Origin of the sequence: Paenibacillus sp. HWE-109 (genome assembly GCF_022163125.1) — a bacterium.
GTDB lineage: Bacteria > Bacillota > Bacilli > Paenibacillales > NBRC-103111 > Paenibacillus_E.
This window is the reverse complement of sequence record NZ_CP091881.1, coordinates 1,042,482-1,061,769: the sequence shown is the minus strand read 5'-3', so window position 1 is coordinate 1,061,769 and position 19,288 is coordinate 1,042,482. Positions and strand designations below refer to the sequence as shown.

Sequence of the window (19,288 nt, the reverse complement as noted above, 5' to 3'; positions counted from 1 at the left end):
GGAGAAGACCCTGAGTCTCCCCCACTCTACTGCATGTTCTATTCTCTTATTTGCTGCTCCAATTCTTAATACGCCAGTTAATTTGTTCATTGATACGATCTTCGATGGCTTTGAAATTGCTTTTGGAAATCTGATCCACATATTCCTTCCATACACCTTCAAATTCATCCGGTTTGACCATAATAGCTTTCGGCAAATATTTGACGGCAAGGTCTTCCATCTTCTGATTGGCCACTTTGGCTGGTGAACCATCCACGAGATCAATACTCCACGCTGGGTAGTATATGGGATTTTCCACAGGTGATTTGAAGAACTCTGCCCATGTCTTATGGTTGTATGCCTTCAGCACTTCCTGATCCTGCGGCTTCAAGCTCTCGAAAAATTCCTGTGGCTGTGATCCCGCATCAGTTGCATTTCCGTCACTATACGACCCTTGCATCTTAGGCAGGCCACCCAAGAACGCATCCGCTTTATTCGCTAGCTTCCATGTATTATCGTCTGCTTTCGCACGCTGTTCAGGGGTACGGTAGAACTTCCCGTCCTTCACCTCATAATCCTCGCCTTGAATACCCCATTGGAGTGTCTTCTGCCAATCTTCGGTCATTAGCGCATCAAGGAATTTGATGATTTGAACCGGATCCTTGGCTTTCGTCGAAATCCCGAATCCACGGTTGATGTTCACAACTGGACGGTCACGGTAGTGCTCTGTAGCGCCTGGATATAATAGCGGGAACCCGACGTATGTGCTGCCGAATTTACCTTGTGATTTCAAAGAAAGTTCTCCATCGTTAAAGTTCCATTGCTGGTCAAACATCCCAATGACGCGGCCACTGGCAATTTTCGCTAAGTACTGATCGTAGTTCTGTACCAGTGCTTCCTTATCCATCAAGCCTTGCGCATTGATCTCATTCAGCTTCTTGTAATAGGTCTTGGCAATATCCTTGTCCGCAAAAATTTGCGCTTTCCCGTTATCGACGATAACACCACCGTCATTTGGGTAACCAGCTAAATGCTCTGGCGGATTAAGCAGCGGGAATTTTCTCCAGTCGAAGCTCAACGTCTCGAACCCGATCATATCTGGATGTTTCGCTTTGTATTTCGCAATGATATCGAAATATTCGTCCAACGTTTTTGGAGTTGGGTAACCCATTTCCTTCAGGACATCCTTTTGCAGGTAAAAGCCTGGTCCTCCATACGCAGTATCGTTAACTTGACCACTGTACACGCCGTAAGCCGGCATAGCATAAAGGTGACCGCTAGCAGGATCTTTGATCTGATTCCACACGGAGGCATAGTGCTTCTTCAAATTCGGTGCGTACTTCTCAATCAGGTCCTCGAGGGGAATAAAAGCACCGGCCGCAATTAGTTTATCATCCCCGGACATAATATCCGCATAATCACCGCCGGCAATCATAACGCCCATCTTCTGCTGCAGGTCACCGACAAGAAACTCCATTTTTAGGCTAACGCCAGTTTTATCTTTAATCATCTTGTAGATCTTGTTGTCAGGAGTCGGCTGTTGACCAGGGCCACCAATGAACACAGATAATGCAACTGGCTTAATCACGTCATTTTTCGTTGCTGCTGGACTTGCCTGACTATCGCTAGGCGAAGAGGTGCTGCTTGCCGCATCCTTCGAGTCGGTGCATCCTGTCAACGTTAATCCTAGAGCCAGAACAGGTACCAATGCTGCTAAGACAGGTCGTTTTATTTTCTTAACCATTTTTCTAATCCTCCCTTATTGTCTCCATGATCTTACATGTTTGTATAAGTTAATCATTTATTTGCTTACACTATTTATTATACGCATCAAGAATACGCTTACAATTCACAGAGTATAGGTCTTACCCCTACGAATTACAGCTGTTAATACGAACGGAAGAAGCCATTCGCGAAAGAAATTCGCAAGAAGTATAACACCAGCATTGTGCTCATGCAAGAAATTTTGTTCAATAAAACAGCAGCAGTTCAGGACTTTATTTTCTCGTCCTTGGCTGCTGCTGCTTTGTATTTCTGGTATGTAATCTCCGTGTTACTTCAAAATAGCTCCTGCCGTCAATGCATTTTCAATCTTTTCATTACCTATCATATATACAATAATCATAGGTAAACTCGAGAGCACCATCGTTGCACCAATAAGTCCCCAGTCTGAAACACCGACGCTAACGAAGAAGCTTAGCAAGCCGACAGTTAACGGCCTGAATTGATCTTTTGAAGCTATAATGAAAGCAAGCGGAAACTCATTCCAAATGCGCATGAACAATAGAACGCATTGTGTCATTAGCGCTGGCGTGACAATCGGAAAAATAATTCTGAAGAATGTCTGATAAACGTTCGTCCCATCTATACAAGCAGCTTCCTCCAATTCCTTAGGAAGTGAACGGAGAAAGGCAAATAACATCAGCACACAAGAAGCGATTGCGAATCCGGAATACGGCAATATGAGACCCCAATAACTATCCTTAAGATGTAACCATTTTATTAATTGAAATAATGGAATTAATACAACTTCAATAGGCACAATCAACCCTAAGGACACATAGAGTAGTGCCGCCGAATTGAATCTCCATTGCATTCGGCTCAGGCAATACGCAAGCATACTCCCCGTCGTCAGTGTGATTGCAATGGTCCCTATGGTATAAATCAAACTGTTCTCGAAGTAAACAAAGAAATGATATTTTGACAACGCTTCACTATAGTTTATCCAATCCCATGAATAGGGAATGCCGAATTGATTATTATAAGCTTCGCTTTTGGACTTAAGTGACATTGTAATCATCCAGTATAAGGGAAACAGAAATGTACAGCCTATCGCTAGCCAAAATACACGGCTTAAGTATTTCATGATGGTCTCCTCCTTAAAACTCCAGTTTTTCTCTGGCGACGAACCGTTGAATCAGAAAGGAGATGAATAGGCACTCTAGAATAAATACAACCGCAATAGCCGTTCCTTTACCAAATTCTGACGTTTCGAATGCCACATAATACATTTGGTAAATAACCGTCCTGGACAAATCTCCCGGACCACCGGCTGTCATGACGCGGACTTGCGAATAGAATGCCATGGAACCTAACGCAGACAAGATTAATACGTATTTCGTTACATCTTGAAGCAGTGGAATCGTAATTCGTAAGCAGACTTGGGTAAAGCTAGCACCATCAATTAATGCAGCTTCGTAATAATTTTTGGGGATCGTCTTGATTCCCGTATAGAATAGCATGGCGTTCAGCCCAATATATTGCCATAGAAATGTCAATCCGATGCTTGGCATCACAGTGTTCTTTTCAGTAAGCCAGGAATGAGTCCAAGCTTCAAGACCTATGGATCTCAGAATACTGTTAAATAACCCATAGGTTGGTTCATAGAAGGATATCCACATTTCTGCGACGACCGTAACTGACAAAATGGCGGGAAGCATGGCGGACGTTTTAAAAAAACGACGCAACTTTGGAGTTTGAACATCCATAAAAAGAGCAAACATTAAGGAAAGCGGTAAACCCAGAAAGACGGAAATCCCAACAATTAGATACGTATTCTTATGAGCTGTCCAGAAAGAAGCAGAAGCTAGGATATCCTTATAATTATCCAAACCAACAAACCCTAAATTTCGAAAACCATCATGATTATTCAAACTCATCCAAATTTCAGGCAAGAGTGGATACACACAGAAAACGCTAAACAGAATCAACGCAGGTGCGGAAAATACAAATATGGACACTTTGGTACTGTAGTACTTGTTCATGGCTCTCTCCACCGTCTGATTTGATATAGAATACCCCCGGAACTTAAAGTTCCAAGGGGAATTCAGTTTATGAAATGAACTTAGATCATTTACTTTTTAAACCACGTATTTTCACTCCAGATCTTGCCCATATCCGTACTAAACTTATCAGCTGGATATTGTCCCGTCAGCAATTTCGCCCCTTGCGTCGCAAGCTCTGCCGATGTTTTTGCATCCAACGAGTTAAGTGCGAGTGAAGCAATTTTGGTAGGGATAGGATTGTACCAGTTAATGAATTTCTTCATTAACGGCTTAGGTTCCGCCACTGTATTGCCTGTCTTCAAGGCAATTGGGGCACCCGTAGATTCGAAATATTGAGCGTCTGCCATCGCCAGAAATTCAGCCAACTTTACTGCATCTTCAGGATACTTGGTTTTTGCGCTAACGGCATATCCGTTCAGTGGAGATCCCCAGAACTGAACGTGCTTCGTTGGGTCGTATTTGTCGCTAGCACTTGGGAACGGGAAGAAATCGACTGTATCATCTTTCGCCAAATTCGGAAGCTCCCAAGTAAACATCATGTACATAGCTGCCTTCTTAGATGTAAACATTTCGTTGGCTGGACCGTAATCCAGATTAGCAATACCTTCCGGAAAGACACCTTCCTTAACCATCTTCTCAATGCGAGACACCCCTGCCTTGACCGCTGGATTACTGAAGTCTGTCTTATTGCTCACAAGGTCTGCCATCGCTTGCGGATCACCGATTTGGATCATCTGCTGAAGCAGGAAAAGCTTCGGTCCCCATCCATCTTTGCCTGGGGTAACAGCAGGTACCATGCCTTTGCTTTTTAGTTTTTTCGATACTTCGATGAATTCGTCGAATGTCTTCGGTACTTGCACGCCCGCTTGCTCGAACATGTCCTTATGGTAGAAAATGACCGGCGTGAAATAGGTATCCGCTCCGGAAGACAAGCTGTAAATCTTTCCGTCAACATGTTTCAATGCATCAGGAACCGCGTATTTGTTCAAAAACCCGTCCTTGGTGATCGGTGAGGTTAAATCCATAATACTGCCGGTATTGTTCAATGGCGTAAAGTAACCTGCGTCGTTCCAGAATACATCAGGCATATCACCTGCAGCGTTAAACGTTTTCAGTTTATTCGCCATATCTTCGCCCCCGCCGCCCGGCTCAAATTCAATTTCTACGTTCGGAAACGCCTTGGCAACGTTCGGTTTAATATGCTTTTCCATGATGTTATTGCGATTCTCGTCCGTTGTGATCGTTACAACTCTCAGCTTTACCTTCTTATTACTCCCAGCCTTGTTTTCTGCCGTTGCCGCCGGGGTTGGTGAATTTCCGGGGGTTGCGGAAGGTTGGGCTTCATTCTTCGTACTACAACCTGCTGAAACGAGAAGCATACCTGCCATCAGAGAAGTGCCGAGTACCTTTACTGTTCTTACCATTTGTTGACCTCCTAAGTTTGATCAAAGAGTATTGTATCTATTTGGTTGATCCCTCAATGGAAGCGGTATCATCCTTAATTTCATTCTACGGATTCCATATAAATAATTACAGAGACTATTCTCGGACAGAAAGGAAAATTGTTTGCAATTGCAAAAAAAAGACGCAATGAGACATTATCGATAAATGCCTCATTATGCCGTTTTCTTAAAACTACGCTATTGGATATTGTTAACGTACTTACTGGGGGTAATTCCAATATACTTCTTAAAGCATTTACCGAAATAATTGGCATCTGCATACCCGACCTGACTTGCGACGTATTGTACGATCTTCTCTCCTTGATCGAAAAGTCCCTTTGCTTTCGTGATGCGTATTTCGGTCAAATAGTCGTTAATTGTAATGGAGGTTTCTTTTTTAAACACATAACAGAGATGATTGTAGTTCATATGGACACTCTTTGCGAGATCTACGATACGTAGTTCTTCATTTCCATAATGACTTTGAATATACGATTTTACCTCGTCCACGACTTTGACCGCTCTATTTTGCTTCCTGCCATGTACATGTGCAATCACTTTGAGAATCAGGTTACGAACCCATCTCTCCAGTTCGCCAAAAGAGTTCATCTGTTGAATGAACTGAAATATATCAGTTTGAGCCGTATCCTGAAATATATGTTCGAAGCTTTGAGACATCTCATCCAAAAACTCCAAACAAGTGGATACGATTTCAAGTGCGGCAACAAACAGCATTTCCGTGGAAGCGTTCTTGGTACGAGCATCCTTGAAAAAAGTCGTGAGCCACTCTTCTGCCTCAGTGAGATTACCAATTCGCATACTCATCAACAGTCCGATTCTCCTTTCTACGGAGAATAGACTGACCTTCATACCCGATTCGGCAATCATGGAATGAAGTATAACTTGATTGCCGCCTAAAACAAACCGATGTTTCAAAGCGAATAGCGCTTCTTGGTAGGACACGGATATCGATTCAAAGGCAGGGTATCCATTGCCAACACCGATCGTTACGGTACATCCCAGAGTCGCCTGAACCGACTTCCTAATTGCTTCACTAATCGCTTCCATTCTGTCGTAAGAAGCGTTAGGAACGCCAATTATCATAACATACCGATCGTTCGTATCGTGGCAACTAGCAAACGGATATGTGTTTTGAATAAATTCTTGGGCAATATCTTGAACGGCCAGCTTGCGAATATGCATGTCTTCTTTGGTAACAAGATCATCTTGCGAATCAATATCGGCTACGACCACCATATGAAATGGAGCATCCAGATTGATGCCCAAATACTGCAAGCGTTCTGTAGAAGACAAGGGGTCTATAACTCTGCTCCCCTGCAGCCATTCATTCAATAACCGCTCCTTCAACATCGGCATATGCTCTTTGGCCTGCTTCTTTAAGTGTTCATAATCCAGCTTTACGGAGTGCTCCTTGTAAATCAGATTCTTAATCTCAAGTAGGGAGCTTGTAAGTTCATCTTCGTCAATTGGCTTGAGCACGTAATTAAAAACCCCAAGCTGCACAGCCATTTTGGCATATACAAACTCGCTTTGACCTGTTAACATGATAAATTTAGTTTCCTGCTTACATTGTTTGGCTTTCTGAATAAATTCCATGCCGTCCATAATGGGCATATTAATATCTACTAAGACGATATCCGGACCGATCTCAGACATCAATGATAGAGCTTCCTCTCCATTCTTCGCTTCGCCGGCGATCTGGAAACCCAACTCTTCCCAAGGCAATGAAATTTTCAACGCTTGTCTAAAGTAGTATTCATCATCGACAATGAGCACTTTTAACATCTCATACCTCCCGCAATGGTTTGAAGGGCAAACGGATGGTAACTCTGGTATATGAGCCTATTTCGCTTTCTACCTCTAATCCGTATCTGTCCCCATACAGCATTCTAATCCGATTATGGACACTTCTGACTCCGAAGCCAGTTCTTTCATTGGAGTCAGAAACTTCCCGCAATAATCCCTTTATTTGCGATTCTTCTATTCCCACGCCGTTATCGTAAATTTCAATACGCACCTCGTCACCCAAGCGGCGCCCAGTGATCCTCAATAAGCCTTTTTCCTTTTTTCTCTTAAGTCCGTGATAGATAGCGTTTTCCACGATCGGCTGCAGCGTTAACTTCGAAATTGAACACGACATAATTTCCTCGTCAATATCCATTGTATATTCCATATACTCCACATAGCGCAATTGCTGAATTTCCAAATAGCTCTCAGATAGTTGCATTTCTTCTCTAAGCGTAATAATATCATTACCTTTGCTTAACGAAATTTTATAGAAATTAGCCATATATTTCGCTGCTGTAATGGCTTCTGTTTTCATATTCAGCTTAATAAGCGATATGATCGTTTCAAGGGTATTATACAAGAAATGGGGTTGCACCTGCGTTTGCAGCAATTTGAATTCAATCTCGGCCTTCGTCTTGTGTTCCTCAACATTTTCGGCCAATAGTTCTTCGATACGGTCCATCAAATTATTAAAAACATCGTTTAAATAACCGATTTCATCCGAGGATTGGTACGAACTTCTGACCGTCAAATGGCCAGTCCGAATATCTCTCATCGTTCTGGAAAGTTGGAAGATCGGCCTCGTGATCGATCGGGACAACAGATAGGAAACAATAAATGCGAGCAATAGACATAATGAGCCGATCCAAATAATTAATTTGTTAATTTCTTTGCGCTCCACCGTAATTTCATCAATTGGAATAACACTTACAATCGACCATTCTAATGGTTCCAATCGGTGAGTAGATACCAGCACCTTCTCGCTCCCGTTTCCTTGAAAGAAGCTTATTTCTTCTTGTGTCGAATTAGGAATTGATATCGAGGTTGCCTCTTTGAAATCCCGGTACAAATTAGCTTTATTCTGGGAGGAGATGATTTTCCCATATTGATCGAGTATATAGAAATTTCCTCCCTTGTAGTTCATTTTTCGTTCATAAATAGAGGCGATAACCGTTTCTTTGACGTATAAAACAACCAAGCCAACCGTTTTTCCAGTATCTTTATGGATCACCGTTTTGGAAACAGCAAATACGTTGTCATCCCCTGCATAGCGGAATTTGAACTTCATTAACCCTGTCAAGACAGGCTGAAAGGAATGATCGGTGGCTTCTGGGCCGGATCCGAATATACGGGAAGCAAACTCATTATCCGCAAAGCCTACATCGACCCATTGATGATTCGAGGTGAGAACACTTACCGCTTTGATATTGGTATTGGGCTCAACAATATTGCTAATGACTTCAGAGAGCGTCTTTTTCATTGATAAATTATCTAATCCCCCCACATTATGAGAGGTCGATAAGTTATTATTTTCTAAGAAATCGTTATAGAGTTCATTTTGCAGCCTGTAATCGGTTGCCAATATTTTCGAATAATCTTCGACTGTATTGATTAATGTCTGCAGGTTATTGTCAATGAGAACGAGTTCCCTTGACGAATTTTTGACTGCTTTCTCGATAATTGCTTTTTGAGAGACGATGTTGGCAAAAAGCGCAATAATTGAAATCGAAAGGATAATAATCAAAATATTCGTGCTGAAGATTTTGTTTTTAATCGAGATCCCATTGAAATATTGCTTATACCCTTTCATATTGATGCCACCTTTCAACAGAAGCAGACAAACTTTAATGTAAGCGTTCACCGTTAAACGAACTCATCCCATCATTATATAAGGAAGAAATTAACAATACAATATTCATTCTTGCGCAAATTTTTTGCATGAAAAGCCCAATAAGCACATGTCATCCTTTAAGAGACATGCAGCTTATTGGGCATTAAACTAGCGAAACCTCTCAATAGTCAATTACTGAATCTGCCACTGCTGGTTACTGCTGCTGCTGTCGCCCCACTGTCCCAGGATAGAACCGTTACTCGTTCGTCCCATACCGTCAAGGTATAAGCCGGTTTGGCGGTTTTTGAAGCGAACGTTGCTTCCAGAACTTTCCACGGTCCATTGTTGATTGCTGCTGCCACTGTTACTCCATTGTCCGCAATTGACGCCATTTCCAGTCCGAGCCATGCCGTCCAGATACAATCCAGTTTGCCGGTTTTTAATCAACACGTAGCTTCCCGACGTTTCGATCGTCCATTGTTGGGCGTTGGAGGAACTGTTGTCGCTCCACTGGGCGGCATCTGCTCCGTTAGTGGTTGAGCTTACCCCGTCGATGTAAAGTCCCGAAGCCGCATTGCGAATCCTGACATACGAACCACCGTTCACTCTTACAAGCGACGCGGATTCCAAAGAGCGGTTGCCTTGAGCATCAATAACGAACACTTTATAATTGCCTGCTGTCTGAGGAGCAGTGATGGAGGTTGCGTTTCCACTCGCTCTGGTCATGGAGGCACCTTCCGCGAAATTCGTCGTTCCCGATGGCGCAAGCCAAACGGATTTGCTCGCATCACCCGTAGAACGTATGCCGATTGTTGCAGTGCCGGTTACGAACACGCTAGCAGGCAGAACATAATCTTGCAAAGGCACACGCGACGGTGTCACAAGATTTTTGTACGCGTCCTCTAATCCGGCATTCAATGCAATGTTATAGGCTTGAATCGGCCATATGTTATCGGAAAAAGCGCTTGCGTCATTAATGACACTATTTGGTAGCGTATAATTGGAGATTTTATTAACGGTTCCATAATTCTGAGTAAAGGTCAAATCGTGCTTGCTGCCAAAATTATCGGAATTCAGCGTCCAGGTTACCCCCGGGTTGATATTCAAGACGTTATTCTGGATAGCAATGTAGGCGGAGCCTTCGTCTGGATGCATGCCGTATTTATGTCCGGACGGCACACCCTTAATGTAGTTATTAGAGATGACGGTGTTCGGCTGACTGCCGAGCGTATAGATTGGAGCGGTATCGTCCAATGTCTGCACAGTGTCGATAAATTGGTTGTAACTGATGTTATTGTTTTGAGCCGTCGTGGTCGCGACGCCTGGCCGTTCGGAACTAGAAGAGCCGTTAAAATTCCACCATCCCCACCCGAGAGAGATGCCTGCCCAAGGCGTTTTTTCGATGACGTTGCGTTGAAAGTTAAGTGTATCCGTAAAATAACCTGAAACGGCAGCGCTGCCGTTGAACAATACCGCGGAATCATACATATAGTTATTTTTGATATCAATATTTTTGCAAACGCTTTCTAAACTAACAGAAAATTTTTCTCGGTTCGATGATGTATAATCCCCAATATACACGTGCTGGGGATGACCCACATTGACTGCGGATCCGCCGATATCGCTAATCAAATTACCGATCAACTTTGAGTCTTTGACATCGTTGATCAAAGAGATGCCGTCAGCGCCGGTGTGCTTTACAGTATTTTTCTCCAGCAGTATGCCATCCGCGTTCGCGATTTTCACGATACCGGGCATCAAGTCCAAATTTCGATAGGTATAGTCATGGAAATTTTGTTTAGCATAGGCTGTATTCACAAGATTGCCTTGTTGTGCTTGTTTAAATGAGGAGCCATCGACATTCGTCAATTTCCAATCTGAATTTAAGAGGGTGATGCCCGAAAACGTAAGATTACGTACATGATTGCTCGTCGAGCTACCCTTTAGGTTAAGGACGGTTTCTAAATTGTTGGGGGCAAATACCGTTGCCGTCGTCATGTTTTCGGAAGGGCTTTTATAATAGTAAACGGTTTGGTTGGATTTATCAAAATAAAACTCGCCCGGTGTATCCAGAAATTCATAAGCATTCATGAGCTTGTGGCTTCCGTTAATCTGGAAATTGCCGTTGTAAGCGCCCTGAGCAATCGCCGCACCAGGTTGCTGGAAAAGGGCCACACGATTGGTGCCGTTCACCGTCACTTGGCGAACTCCAACAATGGAGGTCGTCCACGTCGTCCGCGTTTCGATCTCGATATCGTCTTGATTGGAAGTGATTGCCGGGAAGTCGCTCTGACTGTATTTGGCTCCGTCGCATTGCGAACCAGATTCCCATGCCCAAGGTGCTGTTCCAGCAGTAACGTTGTAGGTTCCGTAACAACCCGCGGAACTGACCGTTTTGGTTGCCATAACCGCTCTTTTATCATTCACGTACAGCGAGCGCAATTTGTTGCTTCGGGTGAGCGGTGCTTTCCATATGTTTCCGCTATGTTGCGACCAGCCAGTGACTTGGACCCCACCGTTTAGAACTGGAGTTTCGTTCTGATAGGCTTGGTAGATGATCCGATTTCCATTCGTGCCGGAGTCGCTAGGACCGAAGTCGATAGAACTCGTCACGGGATAGTTGCCGCCACGAAGAAATACGATGATATCGCCCGTCATACTACCGTTGATCGTCTGTACTACGTCCCTCGCGTGCTGCACGGTTTTGAAAGGCGAGGCAAGCGTTCCCGCATTACTGTCGTTGCCGTTAGGCGAGACGTAATATTGGGCTTGCGTCGCTGCAGAAGTCGGTGCCGGAACTGTAACGCATACAAGCAGCATAGTGAAGACGAGAAGTACCGCCTGCAAGGACAACCTTCTTTGCCTTGATCTAATTTTTAACAACATACTCTGTTCCCTCCTCAGAATTGAAATTTAAAACTGCGTTATTGTACCTGTTGAGCATCCAAAATCCTCATCATACTAACCGCCGCTTCTGCGCGGGTGCTGAATGCCTTCGGCTTCAGCGTACCGTCTTCGTAGCCGTTCAGCACACCCTTAGCGGTCAAAGCCGCAAGCGGCCCTTGTGCCCAGGCGGATACGTCTCCACTATCCTTATAGTCCAAGCCGCTGTTGGCAGATGCCAACTGTGCGGCACGTGCAAGGATTACGGCCATTTGTTCCCGGGTGATGTTGTCATCCGGGCCGAAGGTTCCGTCCTCATAGCCGACTACAATCCCCATTGCGGATGCTATTGCAATTGCATCCTTTGCCCAGTGGCTACCGGTGTCGGAGAATGCAGTTCCACCTGTTGCCGTCAAGTGGAACACTCTGACGATCATGGATACGAACTCGGATCTTGTTACGGTTGAATCAGGCTGGAATGTGCCGTCTTGATAGCCGTCGATCACGCCTGCTTTTACAAGTTTTTGGATACCTGCTTCCGCCCAATGTCCTTTAATATCGGTCAAGGCCGGAGGTTTGACAGATGCTGACTTTGCTGACGCCAATACGGCAAACTTGGTGAAGTGCGTCACACTGCCGGAAACGGTGCCTTTCACCAGGTCGATCTTAATATCGTCCAATTTGACCCATTTGGCGGTTTCTTCGTTGTACCAGTACAATGCCACCTCATGCTCATCATCCAACAAGCTGGTGTTGAACGGAAGGGTGATCGTGACTGGTTTTTGGAACGGTCCTGCTACATCCTTGATAATCTCGTACACATCTCCAGCCAGCTTCAAATCTGGATCCGGCTTCAGGTGTGAGGTGTCGCTCAGCTTTTTAATGCTCACATATATGTCACTTCCTACTGCTCCTGCCGGCAAGTTAACTGCCGCCCCATTATTCTCTACCTTACCGCCTGTGTCTTTTTGCACCTTAACGCCTTCTGGTTCTGGGGTCGAGACAGAGGAAGTCTGCCCCGGGTTGCCCTGGCCCGAATCGTTCGACGTCGCGACCACCCTCAAGCTCGCAATCGCGTTCGCGTCGAAATCGACAACGTTAATTGCACTGTCCACGGTTTCTACTTTTTTCAGCTCGACCGTTCCGCTTCCCAATGCCGTCGCCTCAAAAACCATTTCCGCCAGCACGACCGTCCCTGTCTCTCCGGATATCGGTCCGACTTTCGTAAACGCCAATACAATTTGGCTGCCGTTTACGGCAGGCGTAACGGCATAACCGAATCGGGTGCTGGATGCGCTTATGAATCGCAAATGATCGGTGTTGAACGTCGCTTGAAGCTCTGTCGCGTACACATCGGATAGACCCTGACCGATCACCTGGACTCTGACTTCACGGCCGGTGATTGGCTGATTGTTCGAAACGGAAAGCGTGTACGCCGGAGCGGCGTAAGCGACCAGAGTCGTCAAGGAAAACACGCTTAACAGAAACGAACCGGCCAGCAAAAAACTTAAGCAGACGATTCGAATCTGGTGAAAAACAGGCAACAGCGCAGTCATTCTCTTAGTTTGTCTCATTCGTCAACTTCCTCTCCAAATGGATGGGGGAGGAAGGCGCGAAAGCACCTCCTCCCAACCGTTTAGCCTATCGTTAAATTATGGACCCGGCTCGATTACTGCGAGATTCCCAAGATGCGGTAAGCGACCGCCGCCAGATCCTGCACCCCGATCGGACGCGGCGTAGTAATACCGAGCGCCTTGTACAACGTCCAATTGATGTCCGCGTTGCTTTGCCCGTAGTGTTTTCCAATGACCGCCAAATCCCCGATGGTCAACACGCTTGATCCCGACAACGTTTTTAACGATCCGTTGAATACGGATGTCGCTGCTTCCAACTGAGTTGCCGCTTCTTGAATTCCTGCCTGGGACATGGCCGGATCGGCCAGCGCGACGTTGGCGGCAGCCAGCTTTGTTTGCAGCAGCGCTTTGGAACCAGGCGCGTATTGTCCAAGGAGCGATCCTTCTATGGCGCCGGTCAAGCGGCTGTTGGCCACGGCAATTGCCGCGCTCAGAGCCGTCTTGCCGATAACTTCAATCTTCACGTTATGGCTGGCCGAGCTTACCTGCGTTTCGGTGACGCCGTCCGAGATGATGACATGATCGACCGTGATAGCGTTAAGCTCAACAGTCGCACCGACGTCTTTGGCCTTGAAGCTCAGTTCCAACAAATTGTCCGTATTGGAAATGGCCTGGCCCACGCTTGCGGCAATGAATCGGATGTTGGCCTCACCGCCGCCCGAAGTGCCTTCATGGTCAAGCACGATCGAGAAGCCGTTTACCAGAGAGATGCCTGACACGTATTCCACCTTCGCAGGGTCGTAACGAACAGTTAGATCGATCGCATAGACGTTGGACGTCACGTTGTTCAAGCCAAAGTTCAATTTGAATGGTTGCCCGGATACGATGGAAGCCGCTCCGCTCAGCAACGCGCCTTCTTGACCGCTGATTGAGATCAGCGCGCTGCCGCTCAAACTGGACCCGCTGGCTTTCGCCGTTACTTTCACGACGCCATTCTTTTTGGCCGACAGCAATCCCGTCTCGCTGATGATCGCCGCATTTGTCTCCGAACCGTCTTCTGCGGTTACCGACCATACAACGGGCACTCCCGCCAACATTTGCAGCGTGCCGGCTTTCGTCGTGATGGAGGTCGCTCCGGCCGCGCCGGAGACCACCGGTGGCTTGCCCACAAGTGTAACCACACCCCATTGTGAACCGTTAGCATAGGACTGTCCGGTCACGTCGTGCCACATGATAACGTCCTGACGGCCACCAGTTGCTTTCGCGTCATTGATCTGCAAATCAAATCCAATTACACGATCAACCGTAGGAACAGCAGCTTTAAAGGGGATCTTAGTTTCAATGTAATAACCGCCATCTACGACTTTGGCAAAAGACTCAAAACCCGCACTGATACTGCCTGGATTAAAGCTTTTCACATTAAGATAGTTAATACGGTATTGTCCCATACCTGTGCCGTAGGAGGTTTGTTTGCTATTGGTCTCATCCACAAAGATCTCGACCGAGTCCTGCTCCCACGCGTTGCTGCTGCTGTTGTTCAGCTCAGGGGATTTTACACGCACCAGAACATACAGGTTAGTATCGTCCCATAGCACTTTAGCGGAGCCGTCCGTCTGACCGTTCGCCATTGTCAGATGCTTAAGGATCGGCAGCGTAGCGGTCTTATCCCAGAGTAGGTCGAGCACGGCCCCGCCGAGAACAGGCGTACCGTATACGGCAGTCGCAACTCCGCTTGGTACCACTTGAAGCGCTTTGATCGCGTTACGCAGCGCGTAATATGAATTGTCCACTGCTGTCTGCCCGATCTCACCATTTGAGGCAGCAGTTTTGGCCTCACTTAAAGCGCTTGCAAAAGCGTTCCATGAATTGCTTGTATAAATGGTAGCTTCCTTGTTATTGGCGGACTCAATCAAGGCGGTCAGCAAGGTTTTGTCGACCGCTGAGACGATTGGGTTCGCGGGTCCACCACGGCCCGCTTTGACATTGTTAAAATAGGTTTCTACTTTCGTAACTTCGTCAGCTGTCAGCACCCTGTCGTAGATGAGAATCTGCGAGACCCTGCCCAGGAAGCGGTAGGGGGTTGCAGCCGCCATCGTGTAACCTACGCCCAGATCCGGGCTGTTCCCTAAAAGCGCCTTAGCGTTGGTTCCAGTGCCGATGACATTGTTATTAACAAAAACGGCTCTATTGGTTCCGTTTAGCTGCGCCCGAACGCTGGCAAGACCGTCAGTGGCTGTTGTTGCAATTTGTTGCCCGCCGCCCGATACGCCGCCATCCGTGTTACCAAAGCGGATGTTGACTCTGTTTGTGCCTACACCTAGATTAATACCGCTCCAACCGCTGTTGGCCGCCCAAGTTTGGTAAGCCTCGTTCAATCCGAAATAAACAAGGCCACTTTGGTCACTGGAGTTGTTGGCTGTGGTTGTTGGTCTAACCAGCGCGTATATCGTCATCTGCGTACTGCCGTTATAATTTTTAAAACCTGCAGCTTTTAGCGGCCTTGACAGCGCTGCGAAATCTACATAGTCGTATCCATCGTTCTTTAGCGTGGGGTTGCCGCTTGGTGTTCCAAGATTATCGCCGCCGCTGCCGGGGACGTTCGCTGGGACAAGCTTCGCCGGGACGCTTCCCATATTTGTCCATCCAGTCACGTTGCCGCTGCTATCTTTTTCCACGCCCTCATCGGCCTTGAGCCATAAGTCAAGACCATTTCTAGGAATATCGGCAGGCGTCATATCGCGCACCACAACACGAGCGTGCGACTGGCTGAGTACATCGCCTTCTTTCGACCGTACATAAATAATGTATGGACCGGGCAACTTGGGCGCGGTTATCTCTACCATGTTGCCGGAGGCCATTGTTTCTTTATCGCTTTCAATAAAATTTCCGTCGCTCGATGAGGAAATCCATATCTGTTTTGTGGCGTCGTCCAAATCGTACGCAAACCTGACTTTCCCGCCGGGGGCTGCTGACACGTCAGCCGGGAGCAGCCTATTCGCCACCGATACTGTGGTGGTAAAGTTGAGGGTTATTGCAGGCATCGAAGTGCTGCCTACCAAGGTCCAGCTTCCTGCGGTGCGGATTTCGTACCCATTCGCCACGGCCTTGCCGTTAAGCGTAAAGGTGTATTCATTACTCAAAGTCAGTTTAAGCGGCCGTACCGCTGAAACATCGTAGCTTTTCCCATTTTCCACATTGGTTGCTGAACCGCTCGCGTCGACGTATACCGTATACTTGGAAGTGGCTGTTTCTCTGCCGTCTCCATATTTGATATATAGTTTGTATTCTCCTGCGGTAGACGGAGCGTTGATTGACTTTACGTCGCCGGCAGCTTTTGTCATCGTATTGCCTTCATTAAAGACAGTTGTGTTCGCAGGCGCGATCCAAACTGTGTCTTGAGCTTTTAGCAGACCCCTGCGGTTCAGCTTTTCACCTTTACCCATGATGACGTTGGAAGCCAGCTCAAACTCGGTATCGGCAATGAGGCTCCTTGGGATCATCTTCGTGTATTCGTTGGTAAGGCCCGAATTCAAAACGATTTCGTTGCCCTTAAGTGGCCAAATGCGGCTTGTGCTTTTGTAATTGTCATAAGTAGTCCTGGGGGCGCCATTCTGGTTGTTATCCCCGTCTACGTAACCTTGGACCATAATCATATCGCTTTTGCGCTTCCAGTTGTTAAACTCAATAAGACGGCTCTGCCCCGCGGCATAAGAGAGCTTTGCCTGCACGACGTTGCCTATCATCTTAATGAACGTGCTGCCTTCGTCAGGATGGAACCCGTTCATCCAGTTGTTGGAGTCCGTGGGTTTGTCAGTTGGATTAGGGTTAAGGAAGTTGTAGTTCATCTCGGTGAAATTCGTCCAGTTGTCAGAATTCCAGTTACTATTCTTGTTGGTGACGGGGTCGTTTGTCAAAGGGTAGACGGTGTTGATGGTGTCCCATGTCCCTCCGCCCGGCAAATTACCCGGATCGCCCTGCCGTCCCAGTGAGTAAATGGCTCCGGAGTCGTTAACTACCGTGCAAATTTGCTCTATCCGGTTAAAGTTTATTTTGTTATTCCTGGAGGTCGTAGATATTGCTGGAGACCTTGCGATGCTCGTTTCACTCGTACCATTGTAAGGGCCGCCGGTCTTGTTGGTGCCTTGGGCGGTAAAGCCGAACCCATCATACTCGTCCCAGCCCCAGCCGATGCTCATGGCGCCGTAAGTGGTGTCATAAATGTAGTTGTGCAGTACCTGCATATTCGTTGTGTAGAAAGAAGCCAGTGCGTTGGCGCCCGGGAATCCATAGCAAGTCCTGTACAAAAAGTTATTTGTAATATAAATATTCTCCGGCACGGCTTCCGTACCCGCCGTAAATTTTTCCTTATCAACGCCAGCCCAGTTCCTTATTGGCGTGCCAGAGACCGAAACACTGGATTCATGCGTAATCGCCACATCGTTTTCATAGATATGCTGCGGATGTCCGATTACAATGCCGGAAGCGAGCGTATCTACGATATAGTTGCCCGAGATTTCGATATCCTTGGCATCGTTTTCTACATGGATGCCATTAAATCCGGTAAGCCCGATCTCGCCGTTCAGCACTTTGATGTTCCTCGCTGCGTTGATCATTACCGCTGCCGGCGGGATGTCATAGCCTCGGTAGAAAGTCTCATGCCAGTTTATGCTGCTGGGGAAGTAAACTTTGTTCACGATAGAGCCCTGAACGGACGCATAGCCACGGGAACTGGTCGTTACCGGACCGGATCCGTCGCTAAGTGTATATGTGCCCGTCAGTTCAGTCAGTTTGTAGTCGGTATGGGCAAATTTCAGCCCGTTGAAGGTTATGTTTTTGACACGTCCATTATCCGAGCCCGCAACAGGGTTCAACCGATCTCCTACAGGGATCCCTCTTATGTCGAGGACCGTCTCAAGCCTTGGAATGACCACGTCGGCGGTATTGATATCTTCGCCTGCAAGCGGGATGTAATAAAGCGTGCTTTCCGCCTGGTCGAAATAGAAATCTCCGCGTTTGTTGAAGAACTCGAAAGCGTTGCGGATGACTTGATTGTTACCAGGATTGTATTGCGTGTTATTACCCAAAGACTGTGAAATGAACCCATATGGCATCTGGAACCGGAACATGATACCGCCGGGCTTGTTGCTGGCTGCCGGCGCCTGTTCGATCGACGCGAAGGTGATAAAAGGCCTCGCCCATCTGGCGGTGGAGCCGCCCGTGCTTTCGGCTTCGATGTTTTGGGGGTTTTTCGTTGCCGTCGTCAGACCTACGCTGGCATCGAATACGATACCCGCCCGGATGTTGGTGCCGTTCTGCCAAGCCCAAGGGTTATTGGCAGCGGTAAAGCTGGCTGTGGGGGTCCCGGTGACGGTTCTGTTGGCCGAAGCTATTTCCGAGCTCTTCGTCATGGTGGCGCCCTTATCGTTCACATAGAGTGCGCGCAGCTTATCGCTCCGGTTAAGGGTCGTTTTATACGCCTTTAAGCCGCCAGTCTGGGTAAGGCCAACAGCTTCTGTCCATACACCTTTTTTCAACATTTCACCAGCGCTGATTACCGGCTTCGCACCCGGCGCCGCCTCATAGCGAATCGTGCTACTTGCACTTCCGGAATCATCCTTGTCAAAAACTAGGGTTTCATCAAGCGAATAATATCCATCCGCAATTTGAACGACGATATCACCGCCGGTCTTAGGCAGAGTCCTTACTACTGTTTTTGCCTTGGCAAGCGTTTTGTACGGCTTTGCTTGTGTTCCGTCCCCTGTGTTGTCATTGCCATTTGTAGCCACATAAATAGTTGCACTTGGCGCACTGGCAGCCGTGACTACCGACCCTGAAAATGGGAGCATGGAAAATACCATTACCATAGTCATCATCCAATTGAATGCTCTTTTTCTCACTTTCATAAAACCTCCTTGGATTTGAAATTTAAAACTGTTCTGGTTAGCACGCCAGTAGGAGTTTTGTTCGAATCACCCCCTTCCTTTA

9 protein-coding genes are annotated in these 19,288 nt (G+C 46.8%); all 9 read right to left on the bottom strand.

Translation table 11 applies throughout. From position 1 onward, the window contains the following. Positions 1-46 precede the first annotated feature (46 nt). The 9 genes from LOZ80_RS04440 to LOZ80_RS04400 all read right to left on the bottom strand — a co-directional run bounded on the left by LOZ80_RS04440 (position 47) and on the right by LOZ80_RS04400 (position 19,206). The gene (locus LOZ80_RS04440; protein WP_238170281.1) at positions 47-1,723 is read right to left on the bottom strand and encodes a type 2 periplasmic-binding domain-containing protein; all 1,677 of its coding nucleotides are present in this window, start codon (positions 1,721-1,723) and stop codon (positions 47-49) included. Between the two features lie 309 nt (positions 1,724-2,032). Continuing rightward, on the bottom strand, positions 2,033-2,845 hold the full coding sequence (locus LOZ80_RS04435) for a carbohydrate ABC transporter permease (protein ID WP_056619182.1): 813 nt from the start codon (positions 2,843-2,845) through the stop codon (positions 2,033-2,035). A gap of 13 nt (positions 2,846-2,858) precedes the next feature. Then, the gene (locus tag LOZ80_RS04430; RefSeq protein ID WP_238170280.1) at positions 2,859-3,743 is read right to left on the bottom strand and encodes a carbohydrate ABC transporter permease; all 885 of its coding nucleotides are present in this window, start codon (positions 3,741-3,743) and stop codon (positions 2,859-2,861) included. 89 nt (positions 3,744-3,832) lie between these two features. Beyond that, positions 3,833-5,188: an ABC transporter substrate-binding protein gene (locus LOZ80_RS04425; protein ID WP_238170279.1), complete on the bottom strand. Its 1,356-nt coding sequence runs from the start codon at positions 5,186-5,188 to the stop codon at positions 3,833-3,835. 216 nt (positions 5,189-5,404) lie between these two features. Further along, on the bottom strand, positions 5,405-7,012 hold the full coding sequence (locus LOZ80_RS04420; protein WP_238170278.1) for a response regulator transcription factor: 1,608 nt from the start codon (positions 7,010-7,012) through the stop codon (positions 5,405-5,407). Between the two features lies 1 nt (position 7,013). Further along, the gene (locus LOZ80_RS04415) at positions 7,014-8,825 is read right to left on the bottom strand and encodes a sensor histidine kinase (RefSeq protein WP_238170277.1); all 1,812 of its coding nucleotides are present in this window, start codon (positions 8,823-8,825) and stop codon (positions 7,014-7,016) included. 213 nt (positions 8,826-9,038) lie between these two features. Beyond that, positions 9,039-11,732, bottom strand: a complete 2,694-nt coding sequence (locus tag LOZ80_RS04410; RefSeq protein ID WP_238170276.1) for an RICIN domain-containing protein — start codon at positions 11,730-11,732, stop codon at positions 9,039-9,041. Positions 11,733-11,770: 38 nt separating this feature from the next. After that, positions 11,771-13,303 (bottom strand): S-layer homology domain-containing protein, encoded by a 1,533-nt coding sequence (locus tag LOZ80_RS04405; protein ID WP_238170275.1) that lies wholly within the window; start codon positions 13,301-13,303, stop codon positions 11,771-11,773. Positions 13,304-13,398: 95 nt separating this feature from the next. Continuing rightward, a complete protein-coding gene (locus LOZ80_RS04400; RefSeq protein ID WP_238170274.1) occupies positions 13,399-19,206 on the bottom strand; it encodes a sugar-binding protein in 5,808 nt (1,935 codons plus the stop codon). Positions 19,207-19,288: the final 82 nt, after the last annotated feature.

Coding starts and splice junctions, on each gene's coding strand:
- LOZ80_RS04440 (WP_238170281.1), bottom strand. CDS start 1,723: ATGGTTAAGAAAATAAAACGACCTGTCTTAGCAGCATTGGTACCTGTT.
- LOZ80_RS04435 (WP_056619182.1), bottom strand. CDS start 2,845: ATGAAATACTTAAGCCGTGTATTTTGGCTAGCGATAGGCTGTACATTT.
- LOZ80_RS04430 (WP_238170280.1), bottom strand. CDS start 3,743: ATGAACAAGTACTACAGTACCAAAGTGTCCATATTTGTATTTTCCGCA.
- LOZ80_RS04425 (WP_238170279.1), bottom strand. CDS start 5,188: ATGGTAAGAACAGTAAAGGTACTCGGCACTTCTCTGATGGCAGGTATG.
- LOZ80_RS04420 (WP_238170278.1), bottom strand. CDS start 7,012: ATGTTAAAAGTGCTCATTGTCGATGATGAATACTACTTTAGACAAGCG.
- LOZ80_RS04415 (WP_238170277.1), bottom strand. CDS start 8,825: ATGAAAGGGTATAAGCAATATTTCAATGGGATCTCGATTAAAAACAAA.
- LOZ80_RS04410 (WP_238170276.1), bottom strand. CDS start 11,732: ATGTTGTTAAAAATTAGATCAAGGCAAAGAAGGTTGTCCTTGCAGGCG.
- LOZ80_RS04405 (WP_238170275.1), bottom strand. CDS start 13,303: ATGAGACAAACTAAGAGAATGACTGCGCTGTTGCCTGTTTTTCACCAG.
- LOZ80_RS04400 (WP_238170274.1), bottom strand. CDS start 19,206: ATGAAAGTGAGAAAAAGAGCATTCAATTGGATGATGACTATGGTAATG.